16 protein-coding genes are annotated in these 20,462 nt (G+C 36.2%); 7 read left to right on the forward strand and 9 right to left on the reverse strand.

Annotated features, from left to right (window positions below; translation table 11 throughout):
- Positions 1–222: 222 nt before the first annotated feature.
- On the forward strand, positions 223–1,491 hold the full coding sequence (locus RZ74_RS00310; protein WP_053949473.1) for a cation:dicarboxylate symporter family transporter: 1,269 nt from the start codon (positions 223–225) through the stop codon (positions 1,489–1,491).
- Between the two features lie 697 nt (positions 1,492–2,188).
- Here RZ74_RS00310 and RZ74_RS00315 read toward each other — a convergent pair.
- From RZ74_RS00315 to zwf, 3 genes are all read right to left on the reverse strand, one after another.
- Complete coding sequence (locus RZ74_RS00315) at positions 2,189–3,727, reverse strand: multicopper oxidase family protein (RefSeq protein WP_053949474.1); 1,539 nt, start codon at positions 3,725–3,727, stop codon at positions 2,189–2,191.
- 141 nt (positions 3,728–3,868) lie between these two features.
- Complete coding sequence (gene gndA, locus RZ74_RS00320) at positions 3,869–5,308, reverse strand: NADP-dependent phosphogluconate dehydrogenase (RefSeq protein WP_053949475.1); 1,440 nt, start codon at positions 5,306–5,308, stop codon at positions 3,869–3,871.
- An 80-nt stretch (positions 5,309–5,388) separates the two neighbouring features.
- The gene (zwf, locus tag RZ74_RS00325; protein WP_053949476.1) at positions 5,389–6,870 is read right to left on the reverse strand and encodes a glucose-6-phosphate dehydrogenase; all 1,482 of its coding nucleotides are present in this window, start codon (positions 6,868–6,870) and stop codon (positions 5,389–5,391) included.
- 245 nt (positions 6,871–7,115) lie between these two features.
- Between zwf and RZ74_RS00330 the strand changes: the two genes are divergently transcribed.
- Positions 7,116–8,291 carry an MDR family MFS transporter gene (locus tag RZ74_RS00330; RefSeq protein WP_053949477.1) on the forward strand — a complete coding sequence of 392 codons (1,176 nt, stop codon included), beginning with the start codon at positions 7,116–7,118 and terminating at the stop codon, positions 8,289–8,291.
- Positions 8,292–8,322: 31 nt separating this feature from the next.
- Here RZ74_RS00330 and RZ74_RS00335 read toward each other — a convergent pair whose 3' ends face one another.
- Positions 8,323–8,880 (reverse strand): TetR/AcrR family transcriptional regulator, encoded by a 558-nt coding sequence (locus RZ74_RS00335; RefSeq protein ID WP_053949478.1) that lies wholly within the window; start codon positions 8,878–8,880, stop codon positions 8,323–8,325.
- A gap of 192 nt (positions 8,881–9,072) precedes the next feature.
- Here RZ74_RS00335 and RZ74_RS00340 point away from each other — a divergent pair, with 192 nt between their 5' ends.
- Positions 9,073–10,077, forward strand: coding sequence for an NADP-dependent oxidoreductase (locus RZ74_RS00340; protein ID WP_053949479.1), 1,005 nt, complete (start codon positions 9,073–9,075; stop codon positions 10,075–10,077).
- 29 nt (positions 10,078–10,106) lie between these two features.
- On the opposite strand, the gene nrdI is transcribed toward RZ74_RS00340, so the two are convergent.
- The 5 genes from nrdI to RZ74_RS00365 all read right to left on the reverse strand — a co-directional run bounded on the left by nrdI (position 10,107) and on the right by RZ74_RS00365 (position 15,848).
- Positions 10,107–10,562 carry a class Ib ribonucleoside-diphosphate reductase assembly flavoprotein NrdI gene (gene nrdI, locus RZ74_RS00345; RefSeq protein ID WP_053949480.1) on the reverse strand — a complete coding sequence of 152 codons (456 nt, stop codon included), beginning with the start codon at positions 10,560–10,562 and terminating at the stop codon, positions 10,107–10,109.
- A 73-nt stretch (positions 10,563–10,635) separates the two neighbouring features.
- Complete coding sequence (locus RZ74_RS00350; RefSeq protein ID WP_053949481.1) at positions 10,636–12,015, reverse strand: hemolysin family protein; 1,380 nt, start codon at positions 12,013–12,015, stop codon at positions 10,636–10,638.
- 302 nt (positions 12,016–12,317) lie between these two features.
- Complete coding sequence (locus tag RZ74_RS00355; RefSeq protein ID WP_053949482.1) at positions 12,318–13,283, reverse strand: glycosyltransferase family 2 protein; 966 nt, start codon at positions 13,281–13,283, stop codon at positions 12,318–12,320.
- A 14-nt stretch (positions 13,284–13,297) separates the two neighbouring features.
- On the reverse strand, positions 13,298–15,454 hold the full coding sequence (locus RZ74_RS00360) for an ArnT family glycosyltransferase (protein ID WP_053949483.1): 2,157 nt from the start codon (positions 15,452–15,454) through the stop codon (positions 13,298–13,300).
- Entirely contained in the window at positions 15,438–15,848 is a 411-nt protein-coding gene (locus tag RZ74_RS00365; protein WP_053949484.1) for a GtrA family protein, read from the reverse strand. The genes RZ74_RS00360 and RZ74_RS00365 overlap by 17 nt, the downstream gene beginning before the upstream one ends.
- Positions 15,849–15,976: 128 nt before the next feature.
- Here RZ74_RS00365 and RZ74_RS00370 point away from each other — a divergent pair, with 128 nt between their 5' ends.
- The 4 genes from RZ74_RS00370 to RZ74_RS00385 all read left to right on the forward strand — a co-directional run bounded on the left by RZ74_RS00370 (position 15,977) and on the right by RZ74_RS00385 (position 20,155).
- Entirely contained in the window at positions 15,977–16,660 is a 684-nt protein-coding gene (locus RZ74_RS00370; protein WP_053949485.1) for a response regulator transcription factor, read from the forward strand.
- Between the two features lies 1 nt (position 16,661).
- Positions 16,662–17,972, forward strand: a complete 1,311-nt coding sequence (locus tag RZ74_RS00375; protein WP_053949486.1) for a sensor histidine kinase — start codon at positions 16,662–16,664, stop codon at positions 17,970–17,972.
- A 199-nt stretch (positions 17,973–18,171) separates the two neighbouring features.
- Positions 18,172–19,506 carry a GH25 family lysozyme gene (locus RZ74_RS00380; RefSeq protein WP_053949487.1) on the forward strand — a complete coding sequence of 445 codons (1,335 nt, stop codon included), beginning with the start codon at positions 18,172–18,174 and terminating at the stop codon, positions 19,504–19,506.
- 223 nt (positions 19,507–19,729) lie between these two features.
- Positions 19,730–20,155, forward strand: coding sequence for an Hsp20/alpha crystallin family protein (locus RZ74_RS00385; protein ID WP_053949488.1), 426 nt, complete (start codon positions 19,730–19,732; stop codon positions 20,153–20,155).
- The last annotated feature ends 307 nt before the right edge of the window (positions 20,156–20,462 follow it).

A 20,462-nucleotide genomic window follows, 5' to 3' on the forward strand; every position in this document is an offset into this window, starting at 1 on the left:
CGCCGCGCAATTTATAAAAAAGAGTTACTTTTAGGGTAGCTCTTTTTTTGTGCATTCAAAATGTTGAATATTTTTATGATAAATCTGAATTACTATTATAAAAATACATAAAATAGTTTGTCTTTTAGCGTTATGTAGGCATATTTTCATTATTAACCGGGGATATTATTCGTTATCTATGATAAAATTAAGGTAATATGTGTTAAAAAGGGAGCCTTCATCATGAAGAAAATAAAAATTACCCTAGGATGGCAAATCCTGATTGGATTAGTTTTAGGAATCATTCTAGGTTTAATGTTCTATAAGAACACAACCGCAATTACAGCAATGCAAAGTATTGGTACTATGTTCATTCGTTTAATTCAAATGATTGTTGTTCCAATTGTTGTATCATGTTTAACTGTTGGTATTGCAAATATTGGTGACATTCATAAATTAGGTCGTATTGGTGGTAAGACCATCTTATACTTCGAAATTATGACTACAATTGCAATTGTTTTAGGTTTAATAGTTGGTAATGTTTTCCATCCAGGAGACTTTATCAATGTTCATTCATTACACGCTACTGATATTACTCAATACATGACTACAGCAAAGACTGCTAACCATACTGGTATCTGGGGAACATTGATCGGATTAATTCCCGTTAATATTTTTAACTCCATTAGTAGTGGTGATATGATGCCAATTATCGTTTTCTCTGTATTTTTTGGTTTAGGAACCGCTGCTATTGGTGAAAAGGGTAAAGTAATCGTTGATTTCTTAAATGCCGTTTCACAAGTAATGTTTAAGATTACTGGTTGGATTATGAAACTTTCACCAATTGGTGTTTGTGCATTAATCGGAGTGACTTTAGCAGAACTAGGTGTATCAGCATTATTACCACTAGGATATTTCGTCCTATTAACTTACTTAACTATGATTGTCTTCGTATTAGTAGTAATGGGATTAGCTGCTCGTATCTTCGGATTCAAGATTACTACTCTATTAAAGGTAGTTAAAGAAGAAGCTGTGCTAGCATTCTCAACTGCCAGTTCAGAAGCTGCATTACCAAGAAGTATTGATAAAATGACTAAATTTGGTGTGAGCCCATCAATCGTTTCATTTGTTATCCCAACTGGATACACATTTAACCTAGATGGTTCAGCTATCTACCAATCACTTGCTGCGCTATTTTTAGCTCAAGCATATGGTATTCATTTAACCATTGGTCAACAACTAACATTACTAGTTGCCCTAATGATTACATCAAAGGGTATGGCAGGGGTGCCAGGAGCCTCATTTGTGGTCCTATTAGCCACTGTTTCAACTGTTGGTATTCCAGTTTCAGGATTAACCTTTATCGCTGGTATCGACCGTTTTATAGATATGGCTAGAACTGCAGTTAACGTTATTGGTAACTCTCTAGCAACTGTGATTATTGGTAAATCAGAAAAAGAATTCGATCAAGGTAAGGAAAAAACTTACTTAAAATCAATCGGAATTAAATAGTTAATAAATAAAACCTCAATCAATCTGATTGAGGTTTTTTATTATGGTACAAAAAAGAGACAACCTACAAAGTTGTCTCTTTTATAATTATATTGTCGTAGATAAGTAGCAATTACTTTGGCGTAAGTTCACGTCCCCGTGGACTCAACGAAGATTTCTGTGTAATCTCATAATTACTCAGTTTATCTACATAGATTTAGTAGTGTATAAACTGTTGTCCATACCTCCCCAACTGGTCCCCCAGAAGGTGAAGCATCATCAAGCAATTATTAAATATTCAATTTTAAATTACTGTTATTAGCCGCTAACATGTCACTGTTAATTAGCGTGTCACCGCTAAGCCTGCAGCTAAAGGATACTGAGATAACCAACAACAGTCAATTCTCCATCTAATAATCTATTTATATGATTATGTTGATTCGGGAAAATTAACTGTTAAAGGTTATCTCAATTCCTAATTTTATAGAATTGAAACAACTTCTGACGTTAATTCTCCCTTGATAGAATGATCTTTCGACGCTCCGGGATCAAAGGTTAATTCTGTCATTGTTGTTCACTCCTTTTTTCTTCTAGTATTATTACAATGTTTATCTTACACCAATTTTTCATTTTTGACAACATTTCATCTTAAAAAATTTATGTTTCCATAATGACAACTAAAAAAGAGCTAATCCGGGCAAGATTAACTCTTTTTTTATTACATTTTCATATGATCCATGTGTTCGTAACATGACATACCGCTTAAATCTAAATCTTCAACGGACACACCACGTTCTTCGGCGAACGCATTCATCAATTCATCCATCTTAGTTAAATGGAATTCTTGTGGATTTTCTGGGTCATCAACTTGGATTTGTGCCATCATACCACCATCTTCATGTTCGATGATGTGGCAGTGGTACATAAAAATACCAGGGTGGTCGAACCATGCTTTAAATCGCACAGTTTCATCTGGGTTAACACCGATTGTATCCTTTAAACCTGTTTCATTAGGATAAGGGGCATGACCATTACGGTCTAGAACTTCGAATTGACATCCGTGCATATGGAAAGGGTGAACCATGCCGCCTTCACAATCGTTAGTATTAGTAACTTCCCAAATTTCGCAGTTACCCATGGTTTGTTTAGCATCGATGCGTTCCATATCGAACTTCTTACCATCTAATGCTACTTCTTCATCCATACCAGACATTACGACGTGGCGGACTGCGGTATCTTTGGTAACTTCAGGAGTATTCATTTCAAAAAGGGTGTCTGGAATGACGCTGTCATCTTTTGCGTAATCATGAATGCGGAAGTGCATGATTGCGACATCATCAGAGTATAGGACAACTTCATCGCCAGCTTTGTAGTTACCGAAATCAACGACAATTTCTTGTCTTTCGGCACAGGTAATCATTAAATGAGTGAACTTAACAGGGTGAGTTAATAGACTACCATCACCAGCGATTTGAGTGAATTCCAAATCATCAGAGAAATGAAGACGCCATTCACGGCGGTTAGCGCCATCTAGTAAACGAAGACGCACCTTTTGAGTAGTAACATCAAAGTATGGATTAACCGTACCGTTAATCATTGCGGTAGGGCCTTGCACACCATCTGGATCATAGTCTGCTTTATAATCCCATTGATTATTTTCATCGAAGTGACGGTCTTGTAAAATCACTGGAATATCATCGACACCATAATTTCTAGGAATTGGTAAAGTTGCCTCATGTTCATCTTTGACGACAACTGCAGTCGCTAGACCGTGCCAAACTTGTTCAGCAGTTGATGGGCAAGGATGAGCATGCAACCATAATGTAGCAGCAGGTTGATCACATTTGAAATTTAAAATTTTGCTTTCGCCAGGATAAACAGGGGTGTGACAACCACCATCGATATCGCCGGGAACATTTAAGCCGTGCCAATGATATGTAGTTAATTCTGGTAATTCATTTTTGACAGTCACATGAATGTTCTTACCACGTTTGAATAAAATTGTTTTACCCAATAGTGATTGATTATAACCCCATGTTTGTGTCGCTTGACCAGGCATAATATTAGCTTCTCCTGCTTGGGAAATAACAGTGTAGTACATATCTGTATCGGTTTCCTTGTCAGGAGTTAGTAGTTCTGGAACCTTAAGCTTTTGTGGTGATACGTCAGTATCTTCTAGTGGAATATAGCCACCATCGTGGGTATTAAAAGCAGGTTCGTAAAAGAAATAATCTGTATAGACTTTTTCATTTTCCATTAAAAACAACCTTTCTTATTTCAAGATTGCCTTCATTATATTCTTATTTATATTCATTTGCAATTAAGAATCATTATAAAATAGTATGTACTAAAAAAGAGACGAATAAATCGTCTCTTTTTATTATTATCAATAATTATCTTATTGTTCAGCGTACCATGGGTAGTGGAAGCTACCTTCACGGTCAGTACGTTCATAAGTGTGAGCACCGAAGTAATCACGTTGTGCTTGTAGAAGGTTAGCAGGTAACACTTCTGCACGGTATGAATCGTAGTAGTTAACAGCTGCTGAAAGTGATGGAACTGGAATACCAGCCTTAGTTGCAAGAGCAACAACATCACGAGCATCTTGTTGGTACTTGTTAGCGATTTCTGAGAAGTATGGGTCTAACAATAGGTTAGTTAGGTTTTCATCCTTTTCGAAAGCGTCAGTAATGTTTTGTAAGAATTGAGCACGAATGATACAACCTTCACGCCAGATTTGAGCTAGTTCACCGAACTTCAAGTTCCAGTCGTAGCTTTCTGAAGCGAAACGTAGTTGTTCGAAACCTTGTGCGTAACTCATGATCTTACCAAAGTATAGAGCCTTACGTACACGTTCAACTAAGTCTTTCTTTTCGTCATCGTTGATAACGTCAGTAGCCTTAGGACCGTTTAATACTTTAGCAGCTGCAAGACGTTCGTCTTTTAGCATTGAGATGAAACGAGCGTAAACTGATTCAGTGATAACTGATTGGTCAGTACCAACTTCCATGGCATCTTCTGATGACCACTTACCAGTACCCTTGTTAGCACCACGGTCTAAGATCATGTCAACGATAGGTTTGCTCTTGTCAGCACCTAAATCGTCTTTTCTAGTTAAGATATCAGCAGTAATTTCGATTAGGTAACTGTTTAGTTCACCCTTGTTCCATTCCTTGAAGATATCAGCTAAATCGTCGATGTCAATACCGGCACCGTTACGAAGAATGTCGTAACTTTCGTCGATTAATTGTTCATCACCGTATTCAATACCGTTATGAACCATCTTTACGTAGTGACCGGCACCATTTGGTCCAATGTATGAAACACATGGTTTGCCATCGCTAGCCTTAGCAGCGATTTGAGTTAAAATTGGTTCTACTAGTTTGTATGCTTCTTCTTGACCACCAGGCATTAGTGATGGACCTTGAAGTGCACCTAGTTCACCACCAGAAACACCCATACCAATGAAGTTAATTCCTGATTCGTCTAGTCTAGCATTTCTTTCCATAGTGTTATGGAAGTTAGTGTTACCACCATCGATTAAGATATCACCTTTGTCTAGTAAAGGTAGAAGTGCGTCGATAGTTGCGTCGGTAGCAGGACCGGCTTTAACCATCATCACGATACGACGTGGAGTTTCTAGAGAGTTAACAAAATCTTCAACAGAGTAACTTGGTACCAAGTTCTTTTCTGCGTGATCCTTCATTACAACTTCAGTCTTTGAAGCTGAACGGTTGTAAATACCTACAGTGAAGCCACGGCTTTCAATGTTAAGGGCTAAGTTCTTACCCATAACAGCCATTCCAACAACACCAATGTTTGCTTTTGAGTCAGCCATTATAAACCTTCCTTTTTAAAGAAAATTGTGTATTTATATACACTTAAATTTTAACATTTTAATTGACAATTGTCATATAATTATTTCTTTGAGTTAAAAACCCAAGCACGACCATCGCGTTCTAGCAATTCGTCAGCTGCATCTGGTCCCATTGAACCAGGAGTGTAGTTAGGGAAGTCAGGTTGATCCTTGTCCCAAACCTGTCTGATTACATCTGCAAATTCCCAGGCACGACTTACTTCGTCCCAACTAGCAAAGTTAGTAGCGTTACCTAAGATTGCATCGTGGATTAAGCGTTCGTATGGTTCTGGAGTAACCGCTTTTTCTTCATCACTTTGAGTGTGAGTAAGTTCGATTGGTTGCATTTCCATACCTTGTCCTGCTTTCTTACCATTTAGACGTAGGATAATCTTGTTGACAGGGTCTACGAATAAAGTAAGAACGTTGTTGTTTAGTTCACTTTCTGAACCTTTAGCAGCAGCGAAGACATCGATTAGTGGCTTTTTGAAGACCACGTCAATACGAGTGAACTTGTCGCTTAGCATCTTACCAGTTCTAATGTAAAAAGGAACGTTCTTCCAGCGTTTGTTTTCGAATAAAACTTTACCGGCAACGTATGTTTCGGTAATTGAATCTGTAGGAACATTATCTTCGTGACGGTAATCTAATTGGTCACCGTTAGCACCGTATTGTCCACGAACAAAGTTTTTTCGAACTTCATCTTCAGTGTAAACACGCATACTTTTTAGCGCACGAATCTTTTCGCGACGAATGTCAACGTCCTTAAATGAAATAGGATCTTCCATTGCTAGAATAGTTAGCATTTGAATAGTATGGTTTTGTACCATATCACGTAATGCACCAGATCCATCATAATAACCAGCACGTTCTTCAACCCCTAGCTTTTCAGCTAAAGTTACTTGAATGTTGTCGATGTATTCGTTATTCCAAATACCTTCAACTAGTGGGTTACCAAAACGAAGAGCTAGCACATTTTGTACCATTTCTTTACCTAAGTAATGGTCGATTCGATAAACTTGGTCTTCATTAAATGATTTACCAAGAGCGTTGTTTAATTCTTCAGCAGAATCGTAGTCACGACCGAATGGTTTTTCGATGATTAAACGGTTGAAACCGCCGTTATCTGATAAACAGTTGTGGGCTTTAAGGTTTTGTGCCACAGTCCCAAAGAAGTTGGGAGCCATTGAAATATAGAAAATACGATTTCCATTAGTATCATATTGTTGATCTAACTTGTTAGCGTAGTCACTTAATGCATCATAATGTTCCGGATTAGTTACATCATGTGCCATGTAGTAAAAATGACTTGCGAAGCTTTTGGCTTGTTCTTCACTATCTGCGTTAGCACTGACAGATTCCACGATTACATCACGGAAAGTATCATCGCTCCATTCGCGACGACCAGTACCAATTAATGCAAAGTGATCGTTATCTACGTAACCTTTTTTGTATAGGTTAAAAATAGATGGGTATAACTTGCGTTTAGCTAGGTCACCAGTTGCACCAAATAGCATGAACAAGGCACGAGTTGCTGTTGCCAATTACCGTCACTCCTTATAGAAAAATTTTAACGAATCAAATGAAAAAAGAAATGTATTCATTTGCGGTTAATATACAAAGCTATTATATAACACGTTGCGAAATTAAAAAAGTGTTTTAATCCATATCATTACAGAAATGTAAACGCTTTACTAAAATTTAATAATTTAAACCATCTTTGATGGATATTGAGGGATGATTTGCTTTATAATGGAGTTTGTGAGGATTAAAAAAGGGGGAGGATTCAATGAGAAAAAGAAAAGAATTAGGATTAAAATTAGTTTTCATTTATTCATTATTACTTAATTCTGGTGCGGCATTTATGTGGCCACTAGTAACAATGTACATTGATAACTATTTACATAAATCTTTATTAGTGTCTGGGATATCGCTACTTTTCATATCAGGTTTTACCATCGTTGGTAATTACGTCGGTGGGTATTTATTTGATCACTGGTCAGCTTATAAGGCATCGATGATTGGGATAACGATTTCAACGTTAGCCATCATCGCTTTAATTTTTTATCATGGTTGGCCTACCTTTGCTATCCTATTAGTAGTTTTAGGATTTGGTGATGGAATTAATTTAACATTGCTTAATTCCTATGCTACCAACGTCAAAAGCAAGGACACTAGAACGGTCTTTAATATGTTATATGTGGGATTGAATATTGGAGTCGTGATTGGGACTGCGATGGTTGGTTACTTATTAAAATATGGGGTAGCCATCGTCTTTTTAGCAGCAACCATCTTCTATGTGGCCCTATGGGTATTGACGCTATTTTACTTCAACGTTGATTTCTCTGATTACGAAGCTAATCCAGATGAATCAGTTGAAGCTAAAGAAAAAACAACTAGTCCATTGAAGTCTAACGTTAGATTAATTTATCCGATTGTGATGATGGTCTTTGCGGTTTACTTGAGTTATACCCTATGGGAAAGTGTTATGTCAGTTCATATGGTTAAACTGGGCATTCCATTTGAAGAATACTCATTGCTATGGACCGTTAATGGATTATTAATTGTTTTTGGGCAACCACTAGTTAATTACGTAAGTAAACGTTTGAAAATTCGGATTGCACATCAAGTTTTCTTAGGAATTTTCCTATTCGCAATTGCGTTTTACTTCTTAATCGTTGCCAAAACATTCCCAGTCTTCTTAGGAATTATGATTTTCCTAACAATTGGGGAAATGATTGGACTACCAGACGTACCAGCCTGGATTGATGAATTATCAACCAAACATGAAAAGGGTAAATATCAAGGGATGTTCAATGCTTTGATGTCAGCAGGACGTGCCATTAGTCCATTATTTGCAGGATTTGTGATTGAATCATATGGATATAACCCATTGTTTATCTTTGTTGCGACATTGATGTTAGTATCACTACTAGCGGTTATCGTTGCAAATCGCCAAAAATAAAAGGTTGTTTCTATAATAGAAACAACCTTTTTTATTTATTAACTTGGATTCCGTTTTTAATTAAGTTCCACATGTTTTCAAAACGTTGATCGTAGAAATCTTCGTCCCAAACACAAGCGAAATCTGGTAAACCAAAGATGGCAAATGCTGACATAATGTTTTCAGCTTGAATGAAGTCAGGATCATCTAATCCTAAAATTTCATTGATTGATGGATATGATAGGGTTAAAACGTTATGCAATGCTAGTGGATTGTGTTCGATATACATATTACTAAGCTCGAACATCTTAGGATTTTCAAAATAAATCGCTCTTTTAGCATCCATAAATTGTTTTAACCAATCATGTAATAGTTCTAAACGATCGGTTCTAGACATATCAACATTAATCTTTAGTAAAACATTTTCCTCGAGCCACTTTGCATTAACAGCTTCCCACAGTTCTTGCTTGTTTTTAAAATACTTATATAAAGCCGCGTGAGTAATATGTAACTCGTTAGCTATCTCATTCAAAGTGATATCGGTTTTATCATTTTGGATAATTAATTTTTGTACAATGTTAATTATTTTATCTTTAGTTATTTTTTCCATATTCTGGCCTCAGAAACCTATCATAAGTTTCTATTCATTTAGGAAATAGACACAACGTTCAATTATTATTAAATAAATATTAGCATAAAATGAGAAAATGCACAAATTTTGACTTTTATGATTGTGTTCTATATAATTCACAATTAGTTACAAAACAGTTAAAAAGTTACTAGAAAATGTGGGGGAGAATTAATGAAAGCAGCGGAACTATTAGAATATAGTGAAAAATTTAAGTTGCAAGTGGTTGATATTGATATCCCTGAAATTAAACCCAGTGAAGTGTTGATTAAGGTTGTTGCAGCATCTGTAAATGATATTGATAATGAAATTGGTAGAGGCGAGTTAAAAAATATTTTCGATTATAAATTACCTCAGATTTTGGGAAGTGAGGTCAGTGGTTATATTGAAAAAATTGGTGATGATGTCGAGGAATTTGAGATTGGAGATGCCGTTTATACTAGGTTGCCCATTCGTCAATTAGGCGGTTTTGCAGAATATGTTGCTGTTGACATGGACTATATAGCTAAAGCACCAAAAACACTTAAATTATTTCAGTCATCAACTGTTCCTTTTCCTGCTTTAGCTGCATATCAAATATTAGTTGATAGATTAACAGTAGAGCCTGGTAAAACATTATTTATTAATGGTGGATCTGGGTCGTTCGGTTCTGGAGCAATTGTGATTGCTAAGGCAATGGGATTAAATGTTATCGTTAGTGGTAATAGAAAATTTCGTAACAATGCCATGATTCTAGGAGCAGATAAGTATATCGATTATAAAGTATTAGACTATACACAAGTAGTAGATAGAGTCGATTATGTTATTGATGCATTAGGTAGGGACCACTTTGAAGATGAAATGAAAATTTTAAAAACTAATGGTGATTTGGTGAGTTTAAATGGTATCCCGGATAATGCATTTGCTAAACGCCAAAAATTTGGTTGGTTAAAAAAACACAAGATTAAAAAAATGAGTGCCAATGTTGAATCTAAAAGCGATGAATACCGCGTTAAATATCATTACGTACTAAGCCGTGAAAATGGTAAGCAACTAAAGAAAATTAGTGAGATTATCGATAAAACGGATTGCATTAAAAAAATTAAATTTGAGCGTGGTGTTTTTAAAATTGAACAGATTAATGAAGCACTGGATTATGTGAAAAAACATCATACAGAAAAAGTAATTATATTATTCTAAAAAAGTCTGCTATAATTTTGCAGACTTTTTTATATATTATTATTTTTTAAAATATTATAAACACGTTCTACATCACGGTCAGTACCGCGTAATTCAAAGTCAGTTGTAAATTCAGTATTGAACTTTTGCGCATAACGTTTTGCTGTTAAGCAGTACTGTTCATTAAAGTTTTTATTTCCGGATCCGATTATTCCTAAGCAACGACGGGCATTGTTGTGGTAATCAATGTATTCTCCTAGCGCATTGGTCATCATTTCTTTGACACCATTATCGATGCCGTTGCCACCATCTAAGTAGGTTGGCACAAACGCAAAGAAGTTTTCCTTTTCATCAGCGAAATCGCTTTGGTCTGAAATTTCAGTTGATTCGATTAATGGATTAGTTTCGTCATCTACATGTAATTGCTCAGCATACTTTTGCAGGTTATTAACGAAATTACGGGTGTTACCAGAAACTGAGATGTAGAGAATGCGAATTGCTGTCAAAATAAGGACTTCCTTTGCGTATAAAATAAAAAATCTGCTAGAAATATATTCTAACAGATTTAATCTTTTAATATTAGTCTTTACTTTCGACTTCTTTTGGTTCTTCAGAGTTTTCATCTTGGTCTTTACGTTGATCATCAACTTCAAACAAGTTAATGAAGGAGTTTTCAAAGTGTAATACCTTGAAAGTGAATGAATCAACTTTGAAAGTACTTCCTGGTTTGATTTGAACACCAGGGTTATTATCGATGAAGTAACCAGATAGAGTAACACTATCTGATTTGCTGAAATCTTTGATTTCAGTCTTGAAGTAACGTTCAAAATCATAAGTGGTCATCTTACCGCTTACTTGGTAAGTGCCCTTAGGTTGTTTGAAAACATATTCGTTAGTAGCAGGATCAATTTCATCTCTAACAGTTCCGAATAGTTCTTCGTAAATATCTTTATCAGTAATGATACCTGAAGTACCACCGTATTCGTCAACAACAACGACGATAGGGGTTCTCATAGTAATCATTTTTTGTAGCACTTCGGTAATCTTCATGTTTTCAGGAACAGTTCCAATATCTCTGATTAAACGTTCAACTGGGATGTTGGAGTTAACACGAGATTGACGAACTAAATCGTAACAGTAAACATAACCGAAGATGTTGTCCTTGTTGTTATCAACAACAACAGGGATACGACTGTATTTTGATTGTAGATACATAGTAATGGCATCGTCTACTAAGGTATTAATGTCCATAACAGTTAATTGAGTTCTATCAATCATAATGTCTTTAGCAACTTTATCATTGAAATCGAAAGCACGTTGCATGTATAGGTAATCATATTTTTCTAAATCACCATTTTCAACGGCTTCCTTTGAGATACTTAAGATTTCAGCTTGTGACATTGATTCATCACTTTCATCAGTCATCTTAAGCCCCATCATTTTAACCATACCAGCGGCACTGACGTTAATAGCCCATACCCCTGGGTAGAAAATTGTGTGGAAGTAATGAAGTGATGTTGCAACATAACCTAGCACTTTTCTTGGCATGGCAATACTGATGTTCTTAGGAACAACTTCAGTTACTACCACTTCTAGGTAGGTTAAGATTAAAATACCAACAACACTACCAATTGCGTGTGCAGTACTTTGAGCAACTATGCCTGGCTTTAATTCTAAAACATCAAATATGGCATCGACGATAAGACTTTCACCAAGCCAACCCATTAGGATACCACAGGCGGTAACCCCCACTTGAGTAGTTGATAAATAGTCATTTAGGTTAGTTAGCATGTGCATTTCACGAGCAAGCTTCTTTGACTTACCCTTAGTTTCTTCTTCTTCTTCTAACATACTGTATCTGGTTTGCACTAAGGCAAATTCACAGGCAACGAAGTATGCGGCAAAGAAGAAAGCGATTAATACAATAATGATTTGAAAAAATATCACACCACTATCCAACAGAACATTCCCCGTTTCTTAGTAAAATTATATAATGTCTATATTATACCTGTTATACTTATGTTTTTTAAGTAATTTAGTGAATATAATACCTTATTTTTATTAAAAATACTGGAAAAACATCAAAATTTATTTAAATTTTAATTATTTTAGATAAAAATGTTTTATTATTATTAAATTATTGGTAGAATTAAATAGATAAATAGGTAATTTATCAAGCAGGAAAGAGGAAACCATTAATGGTTTCCTCTTTTTTTATTATTTGAAATAAAAAACGCCTTCCTATTGTGGAAGGCGTTTTTTTAGCCATGTTGTTTGTTCATCGCATGAATGTTGTTAGGTCTTTTCGCAAATCCGTATGATTGTGCAACAACATATTGCGGACGATGCTTAGAAGCATCAAATGTTCTGTATAGGTAATCACCGATAATGCCTAGCGCAAGCATAATGCTACCTGATAGTAACAACATTAAAGTGATTGCAAAAGTTAATGTTGAGATACCGGTAAAGGTGGTGACTAATCCGTATAAGAAGCCAGCGAGGATACTGATAACACCTACATAATTTACGATCTTTAGGGGGATTTCAGAGAATGCTGTAATGCCATCAGTGGCTAGTCTTAACATTTTAGATAAGGGGTACTTGGTTACCCCAGATGTCCGTTCTTGTCGTTCGTATGATACAGCAGTTTGCTTGAAGCCGACCCAGCTAACTAGGCCACGAACAAATGGCTCCGGTTCATTCAATTTGGAAAGTGCATCAACCACTTTACGATCCATTAAACGAAAGTCACCAGTATCTAGGGGGATATCTATGTTAGCGACTTTACGCATAACACGGTAGAAAGCTTTCGCAGAGAAGAGTTTAAAGAAAGATTCACCTTCACGAATAAGACGTTTTCCGTAGACGACGTCGTATCCTTCTTGCCATTTTTCAATCATGTTAGGAATTACAGAGGGGGGATCTTGTAAATCAGCATCCATAACAACGACCGCATCACCCGTTGCATAACGAATACCCGCGGTAATGGCAAGTTGGTGACCAAAGTTTCTAGAGAATTCTACCAGCTTAATGTTATCGTATTGTGATTGTGCTTGACGGATAATATCTACGCTTGAATCGACAGAGCCGTCATCCACAAAGATGAGTTCGTAAGTTTCAATCTGACAACTAACGAAGTTTTCTAAAACTTCGACGGTATTTAAGATACCGTCTTCTTCGTTAAAAACGGGTAAGACAATTGAGATTGCGTTAATTTTAGTGGTCATAAGACACCTCCAGTTTAGTAGATGCTGGAAAGGTCGTATAAGGTACCGTTTGACATGTTAGATGGACCGCCACCCATATTCATTGAACTATTCTTAGGTTGTTGACCTTTGGCCATTTTACCTGATGGTTTAGTCATGTTAGATGGGCGGTTCTTGGCAGTAAACATAGAAGTATTGGAGGAACTATTACTGTTAGATGATCCACCGTATTCACTAGCGTTGACCTTCTTAGCATGTTTTTTAATCCAGTTCACAATTTCATTGTTAGTAGATCCGGACTTACCTTCATCTAGGTAGTATTTAACTTGACCGGATTTTACTAATTGTTTGAACTTGCTTAATGTCATTGCAGGGTCGGTTCCATTGAAACCTCCCATTGCCATGACGGCTTTCTTAGTTTTAATAATGTAAGGAGCAGCAGTGCCGGAATCTGCAGTTGCAAATAGGTACTTGGCATTGCCTTGGTGTTTAGTTAGGTAGTTTAACAATTTGGTATTAACTGTACCGTTACCAATTCCACCGGAGTTATTGCCACCGCTAGTTAAGAGATCGGGACCAGCAGTTGGAATTGCAGCGGATTCTTTAGCAAGGGTAGGAGTTAATGACCAGAAACTTGGTGCGACTGCGATTGATAGCAATCCGATAATCATAATGGCCTTACCAGCTGGTTTAGCTTTGAAGATTAGTAAACCAGCACTGGCGATAACGGCAACGATAATGATTAAAACAGTTAACCAAGTGTAGTAACTTGATACGTACCATGCTTGTAGTGCAGCAGTAGTAACGATAGCGACTGGTAGGAAGTATGCTTTGTAGCTGTTTAAACCAAATTCTTTGAATAGTTTAATCATCGCAACAAGACCTAATCCGGCTAACGCAGCAATTGCAGGAGCTAACATGATAGTGTAGTAAGGATGGAAGAAACTAGCGACAGAGAAGAATCCGTACACTGGAACTAACCATCCAGTCCATAGCACGACTTGTTTTTGACGATGTGTTAATTGGTACCATTTACGTTTAGGATCTGCGTAACCGATGAATGCGGCAATCATTCCGATAATCGCAAATGGTAATAACCAACTAATTTGTGGACCTAATGCTGATTGGAATAAACGAAGGGGACCAGCTGTACCGATATTGAATGCACCACAGGCGCCACCCATGTTCTTTCCACCACCCATCTTCATACCGCCACGACGAGCGTTTGAAGGGATGTTTTTCATATTCTTCATGTTTTTAGATGGTTTGAAGTTACCCATCTTTTGACCATTTGGCATAGTCATTTGTTGATTGTTGTTACTCTTTGATTTAGATGAGTTGTTACCCATTCCCTTAAAGGCACCACCAGTACCGGTAGTTTGACCTAAAAGACGTTGAGTTCCGTTGTAGCCAAAAGCTAGTTCTAAAACAGAGTTGTGTTGTGATCCACCTTCATAAGGACGGTTACTTGCTGATGTCATATCAACAGATAGTGGCCATGAAAGGGTGAAGACAACTAAAGCAATTCCGGCAAGTGATAGCTTACCGATTTTTTTCTTCCATGAATCCTTAGAAGCTAACCAGTAAAATAGTAGCATTCCAGGGATAATCATGAAGGCTTGTAGCATTTTAATATTGAAAGCAAAACCAATCGTTGCGAAACTTCCAATCAACCAGTACATATTGTTCTTGTTAATTGATTTTTGTAACATCCAGATGGCTAATAATAGGAAGTAAATTAATGTTGCATCCATATTATTAGTTCTAGAGTCGGCAACTACGATTGGTGTAATTGTCATTACTAAGGCAGCGATGCGTCCTGCAAAGCGACCAAAGTAAGGAGTAACTAGTCTGTACATTAAGTAGACAGAACCGACACCGAATAATACTGAAGGTAGTACCACACTGAAGTTGGAAACACCTAAGATTTTAGCTGAGATAGCCATAAACCATAGGGCAACCGGTGGCTTATCTACGGTAATGTATCCGGCTGGATCAAAACTGGCATACCAGAAGTTTTTAAAACTTTGGGTCATACTAGTAATTGCGGAAGTATAGAAGTCATTAGCAGAACCGGTTTTCCAAGTTCCATATCCATACAATCCTAAAGCGATTAGCATGATAATTACTAATACCCAGTCAATTTTGTGTCGTGAGAAGAAGCTATCCTTCTTTTCAGTCGGTTGATTCATGGGCGGATGCCTCCTTTATATGAGTTGTTTTAAATACCCAATACTTACTTAGGATGAAATTAGTAGGGGTCGTGACGAATAATGTAATTAGGTGGATAATACTAGCTAGAACGTGGAAATAATTGCTAGAGATATCCGTTACGACAATACTTAATGTCCATGTAAATAAGTATGTTAGGTAATATTTAGCGACTAGCATCCAGTTATGATTGGATTTAAACACCCACTTGCGGTTGATGGTTAATCCGATCACCGAAGTAATTCCGTATCCGATTGCCATGGCATCTGTGGGAGATGTTGCTTTATATAGCAAAGTGTATATAAGATACGTTAAAATAGTGTTGATTAATCCAACCACACCGAACTTAAAAAATTGTCGGCAAATAGTTATCATGGTTGGGCACTTCCTTTATTGGAATGATTTAAGTCTAGTTTAAGAAAATTAAACTAATCTTAAAGCAATCATAAACTTAACTTAAATTGAAAATTAATATCTAAAACCCCTGAAAGGAATTGATAATTATGGATGGTTTAAATATTTTAATCGTTGAAGATGATGAAAACTTAGCTGCCAGTGTGGCACAATTTTTAGCCCCAATTGGGAACACCACAGTCGTGCATGATGGATTTGAAGGTCAAATGATGGGCCAAGATAATATCTACGACATCGCGATCTTGGATTTAATGTTGCCAGAAGTAAATGGATACGACATCTTAAAACAATGGCGTGTGGATGACGGTATCGATATGCCAGTCTTAATTTTGACTGCCAAAGATACCATGGCAGATAAGGTCCACGGATTTGAACTCGGTGCTGATGACTACCTAACTAAACCATTCCACCGTGAAGAATTAATCTTACGTGTGAAAGCACTATTAAAACGTGCTGGCCGTCTAGGTAACAATAACCAACTAACTGTTGCTGGTTTTTCAATCGACTTAGGTCGTCACTACGTTGAATACCAAGGTCAAGAGCTGCAATTAAATGGAAAAGAATACGATTTATTAGTCTACTTTGTCCAAAACCCAGCTACGATTATTACTAAGGACCAAATCTTTGACCGCCTATGGGGCTTTGATTCAGAAACTGCCTTGTCAGTGGTCGAAGTATACATGAGTAACTTAAGAAAGAAGATTAAACAAATTTCTGGAACCAACCCAATCAAAACATTGAGAAATGTTGGTTACATGTTAGAAGGAGAATAATATGAGAGATCGCATCTTAGAGCATAAACAACAAATTAAGCTGTTTATTAAAGAATTAATCGGTTTCGCAATTTTATTTGCCCTTTTAGGGATGATTGTGTATTTTTTCTTTCAAAAGTCGATTTACTCCAATATTGATGCTGGCTTGAATCGCCAACGATTACGAATTGAACGAAATGTAGCTTCGACACAGGAACCACTACAGGTAAATCCGCGTCCGGGAGCCTTTAACCCTTTTAATAATTATAGTAATGGTGATTTTCAAACTAATATTATTGTTTTTAATAAGAAGGGAATTATCTCAAATCGAGGGATGTTAGGACAAAGAACTTATCAACTTTTGAGTAAGTTAACCGTGGATTCTAGTAAGCTAAATAAGATTGATCAAATTACGCTAGGCTCTAAAAACTATGTCACCAATTTTAGAGGAGTATTATTGAAAGTTTCTAAAGATAATTTAAATACGGAATATGCAGGTAATTATGTTTTAATCTTGCAAAATATCGATGCTGAATTATTAGCTTTGCATAGCTTTATTGAAGCATTGATTGTGACATTGATATTCTTTTGGATTATTGCAATATTAATTGCTTACTACTTATCCAAATCAAGTATGAAACCGATTATTAATTCATGGCATCGTCAAAAAGAATTTAGTTCCAATGCCGCTCATGAATTACGAACACCGTTAACGGTGATTCAAAACCAAATGGAGTATTTATTGACGAAACCCACTGATCGGATAGTTGACCAGATTCAACCGGTATCGACTACTCTAGATGAAGTTAAGCATCTAAAAGTACTAACCCAACGCTTGTTGACGTTAGCTCGTTCTGACTCCAACATTGTGCAAGCACAACGTCAATCGATTGATTTGGCGCCTTTCTTTTCATCAATGGTTGCGCCATTTAATGAAATCGCCAATAGTCAAAATAAATCTTTTATTAGTAACGTGGATGCAGAAGGGACTGGCCGAATCGATCCAGATTTAATTAAACAGTTAATGGTAATTTTGATTGATAACGCGATGAAATATACACCACAAGGTGGTACGGTAGCGGTAAGAATTAACCGCACCCATAATGCTTTGAAATTAATGGTATCAGATACTGGAAACGGTATTTTGGACGAGGATAAACAATTAATTTTCGAACGTTTCTACCGTACGGATAAATCTAGAAATTCCAAGACTGGTGGAAATGGATTGGGATTATCGATTGCTAAATGGATAGTTGATCAGCATCACGGACGAATTACTGTAAGGGATAATCATCCTACAGGAACTATCTTTACTGTAACTTTTAATCTATAAAAATTTATGCGACTTTTCCCGGAATTGCGGTATCTTTTTTATGGCTGTCTGTTACAATGGTATGTAATGAACAAATGATAAGAGGAGGTGTGGATGGTATAAATATAAATATTTATATCTGTCTATGAAACGAAACAAAATATGGCTAATGATGATAACCATAATCGGATTGGTGCTGGCTAGCTCCTCGGTCAACGTCATGGCTGATGCAGCAAGTGCTAGTAGTGCTAACTCAACTAATACCGTTTATGATATTTCAGAATGGCAAGGACAAATTACTGATGCGCAGGCACAACAATTAAAAAATGAAGTGCCGTTTGTTATTTTACGAGTTCAATACGGAAGTGCCTATGCTGATAAGACATTCCAAAATAACCGTGATTTAATGAATAAGTATGGGATTCCATACGGAGTATACTCGTTTAGTCAGTATGAAAATCCGGAAGATGCAGCGTATGAAGCTAAAGTATTGTATAGTCGCGCACCGAATGCATCTTTTTATGTAAATGATTATGAAGATCAAACCGTGACCTCTGGTGGCACTAATGATTCTACAGTAGCGTGGCTAAATGCCTTACGACCATTAGTTGGGAATCGAAAAATTTTACTTTATTCAGACGCTAATTTCATGGTAAAACATTCTGCTTATGCGGTTTCTAGTTATGATGGTTATTGGTTAGCAGCTTACCAAGATAATGAACCAGCTCGAGAACATGTTTTATGGCAATTTACTAGCCGTTTTTACTCTAAAGCATTAGGTAAGTCTTTGGATGCTAACCTATTAACATCACAAAGTGTTAATTGGTTTATTGGGGACACTTATGATGTCAATAATCCTAGCCCGGTTCCAACAATTACGGCACCAACTACGAACCAGTCTAACCAAGCATCGAATAACGCTAACCAAGGACAACAAAAGGCGCAATCGGGAGCTAATGATAGTAAAAATAGTTCCGCCGCTAATACGAACAATCCAATCGTATCAAAGAAAAAAACCACGAAGAAAAAGAAGACCACTGCTAAGAAGAAAAAAGTGGTAAAAAAAGTGGTAAATTATACGATTGTTAATAAGAAAATGATGATTAAAGCAGGATCTGGGCTAGAAATTTATAACCATGTTCCTGGCGATACCAAGTATAGTGGTAAAATCGGAGTTAATCATCATGCGAAAAACTACGCCAACAAGGAAGTAACCATTAATTCATTGGCCAAAAATGTGGTAACCGGGAATACGTATTATCGTATATACTATAAAGGTCGTGCGATGGGATGGATTTCTACTACTGGAGTTCAAGCAAAACCAAGCATCCAGTATTCTAAGTACAATTTAACTAAAATTGTTAGATTACATCCTAAAGTTAACTTCTATAGTTCTGTAGGTGGGAAACAAATGACCAAATATGGTCAAAGTTATGCCAATACACCGGTGGTAATTAAACAACGTGCTAAGCGTCTTGGGGACAAGCATTACTACTATAAGGCATACTATAATGGTAAGTACCTAGGTTGGGCATATGCTTCAATGTTTAAATAAAAATAATTACTTAATAGTGATTCAATAATTTGAATCACTATTTTTTTGTATTTTTTTAATTTATCAACGCCGTTGTAGCAATGTTTTTAACACGCTTTTAGCACTCTAACAAAATAAGTGCTAATTTTCTCTTGACTATTTGACCAATACTGACTATTATAATAATTGTTGATAGGAAATAAATAACTACCAACTAATACAAATTTGAAAAGGGGCTTTGATTATGGCTAATGAATTAAGAAATAGAGATTTTGATGTATTTGATCCAATGAGTGATTTCTTTGGTGATTTCGGTAAGAATTTTTTCAATTCAGTTGCCGGTAATCAAATGAAGACTGACGTTATTGAAAACGAAGATAATTACGTAGTAAGCTCTGAATTACCTGGTTTCAAGAAGGATGATATTCATCTAGATTACGACAATGATACTTTGAGTATTCATGCTAGTCACAATTTAAACAAAGAAGATACTAATAAAGAAGGTAAGGTTTTAAGAAAGGAACGTACTTCTAGTAACGTTGCTCGTTCATTCTACCTACCAGATGTAGAAATTGATCAAATTAGTGCAAAATATGACGGTGGTATTTTGAAAATCGAATTACCTAAGTCAACGCAAAAACAAGCGGCACACAAGATTTCTATTAATTAATAATCTCAGATAAAAACACCTCCAAGTCGGTAAGACCTGGAGGTGTTTTTAGTTGAAATCATCAACACGGACATGAACTGACTGAAAATGACAATGTAATAAATCCGTTTTCGTCAATTAATTTACAAGCGTTAATATAAAATTATTTCAATGTTGAATTGCTTTCGTAATTTTTGATGTTGCTAAGACACAAAATAATTCATTCTAACCTTTTTTAGCAAAGATTATAAATTTATTTCCGATATTAGTACATATGATTAGAATTATTTGCTAAGATAAATATGTAAAGATAAATTCGAGTAAAATG

Origin of the sequence: Apilactobacillus apinorum, from assembly GCF_001281175.1 — a bacterium.
GTDB lineage: Bacteria > Bacillota > Bacilli > Lactobacillales > Lactobacillaceae > Apilactobacillus > Apilactobacillus apinorum.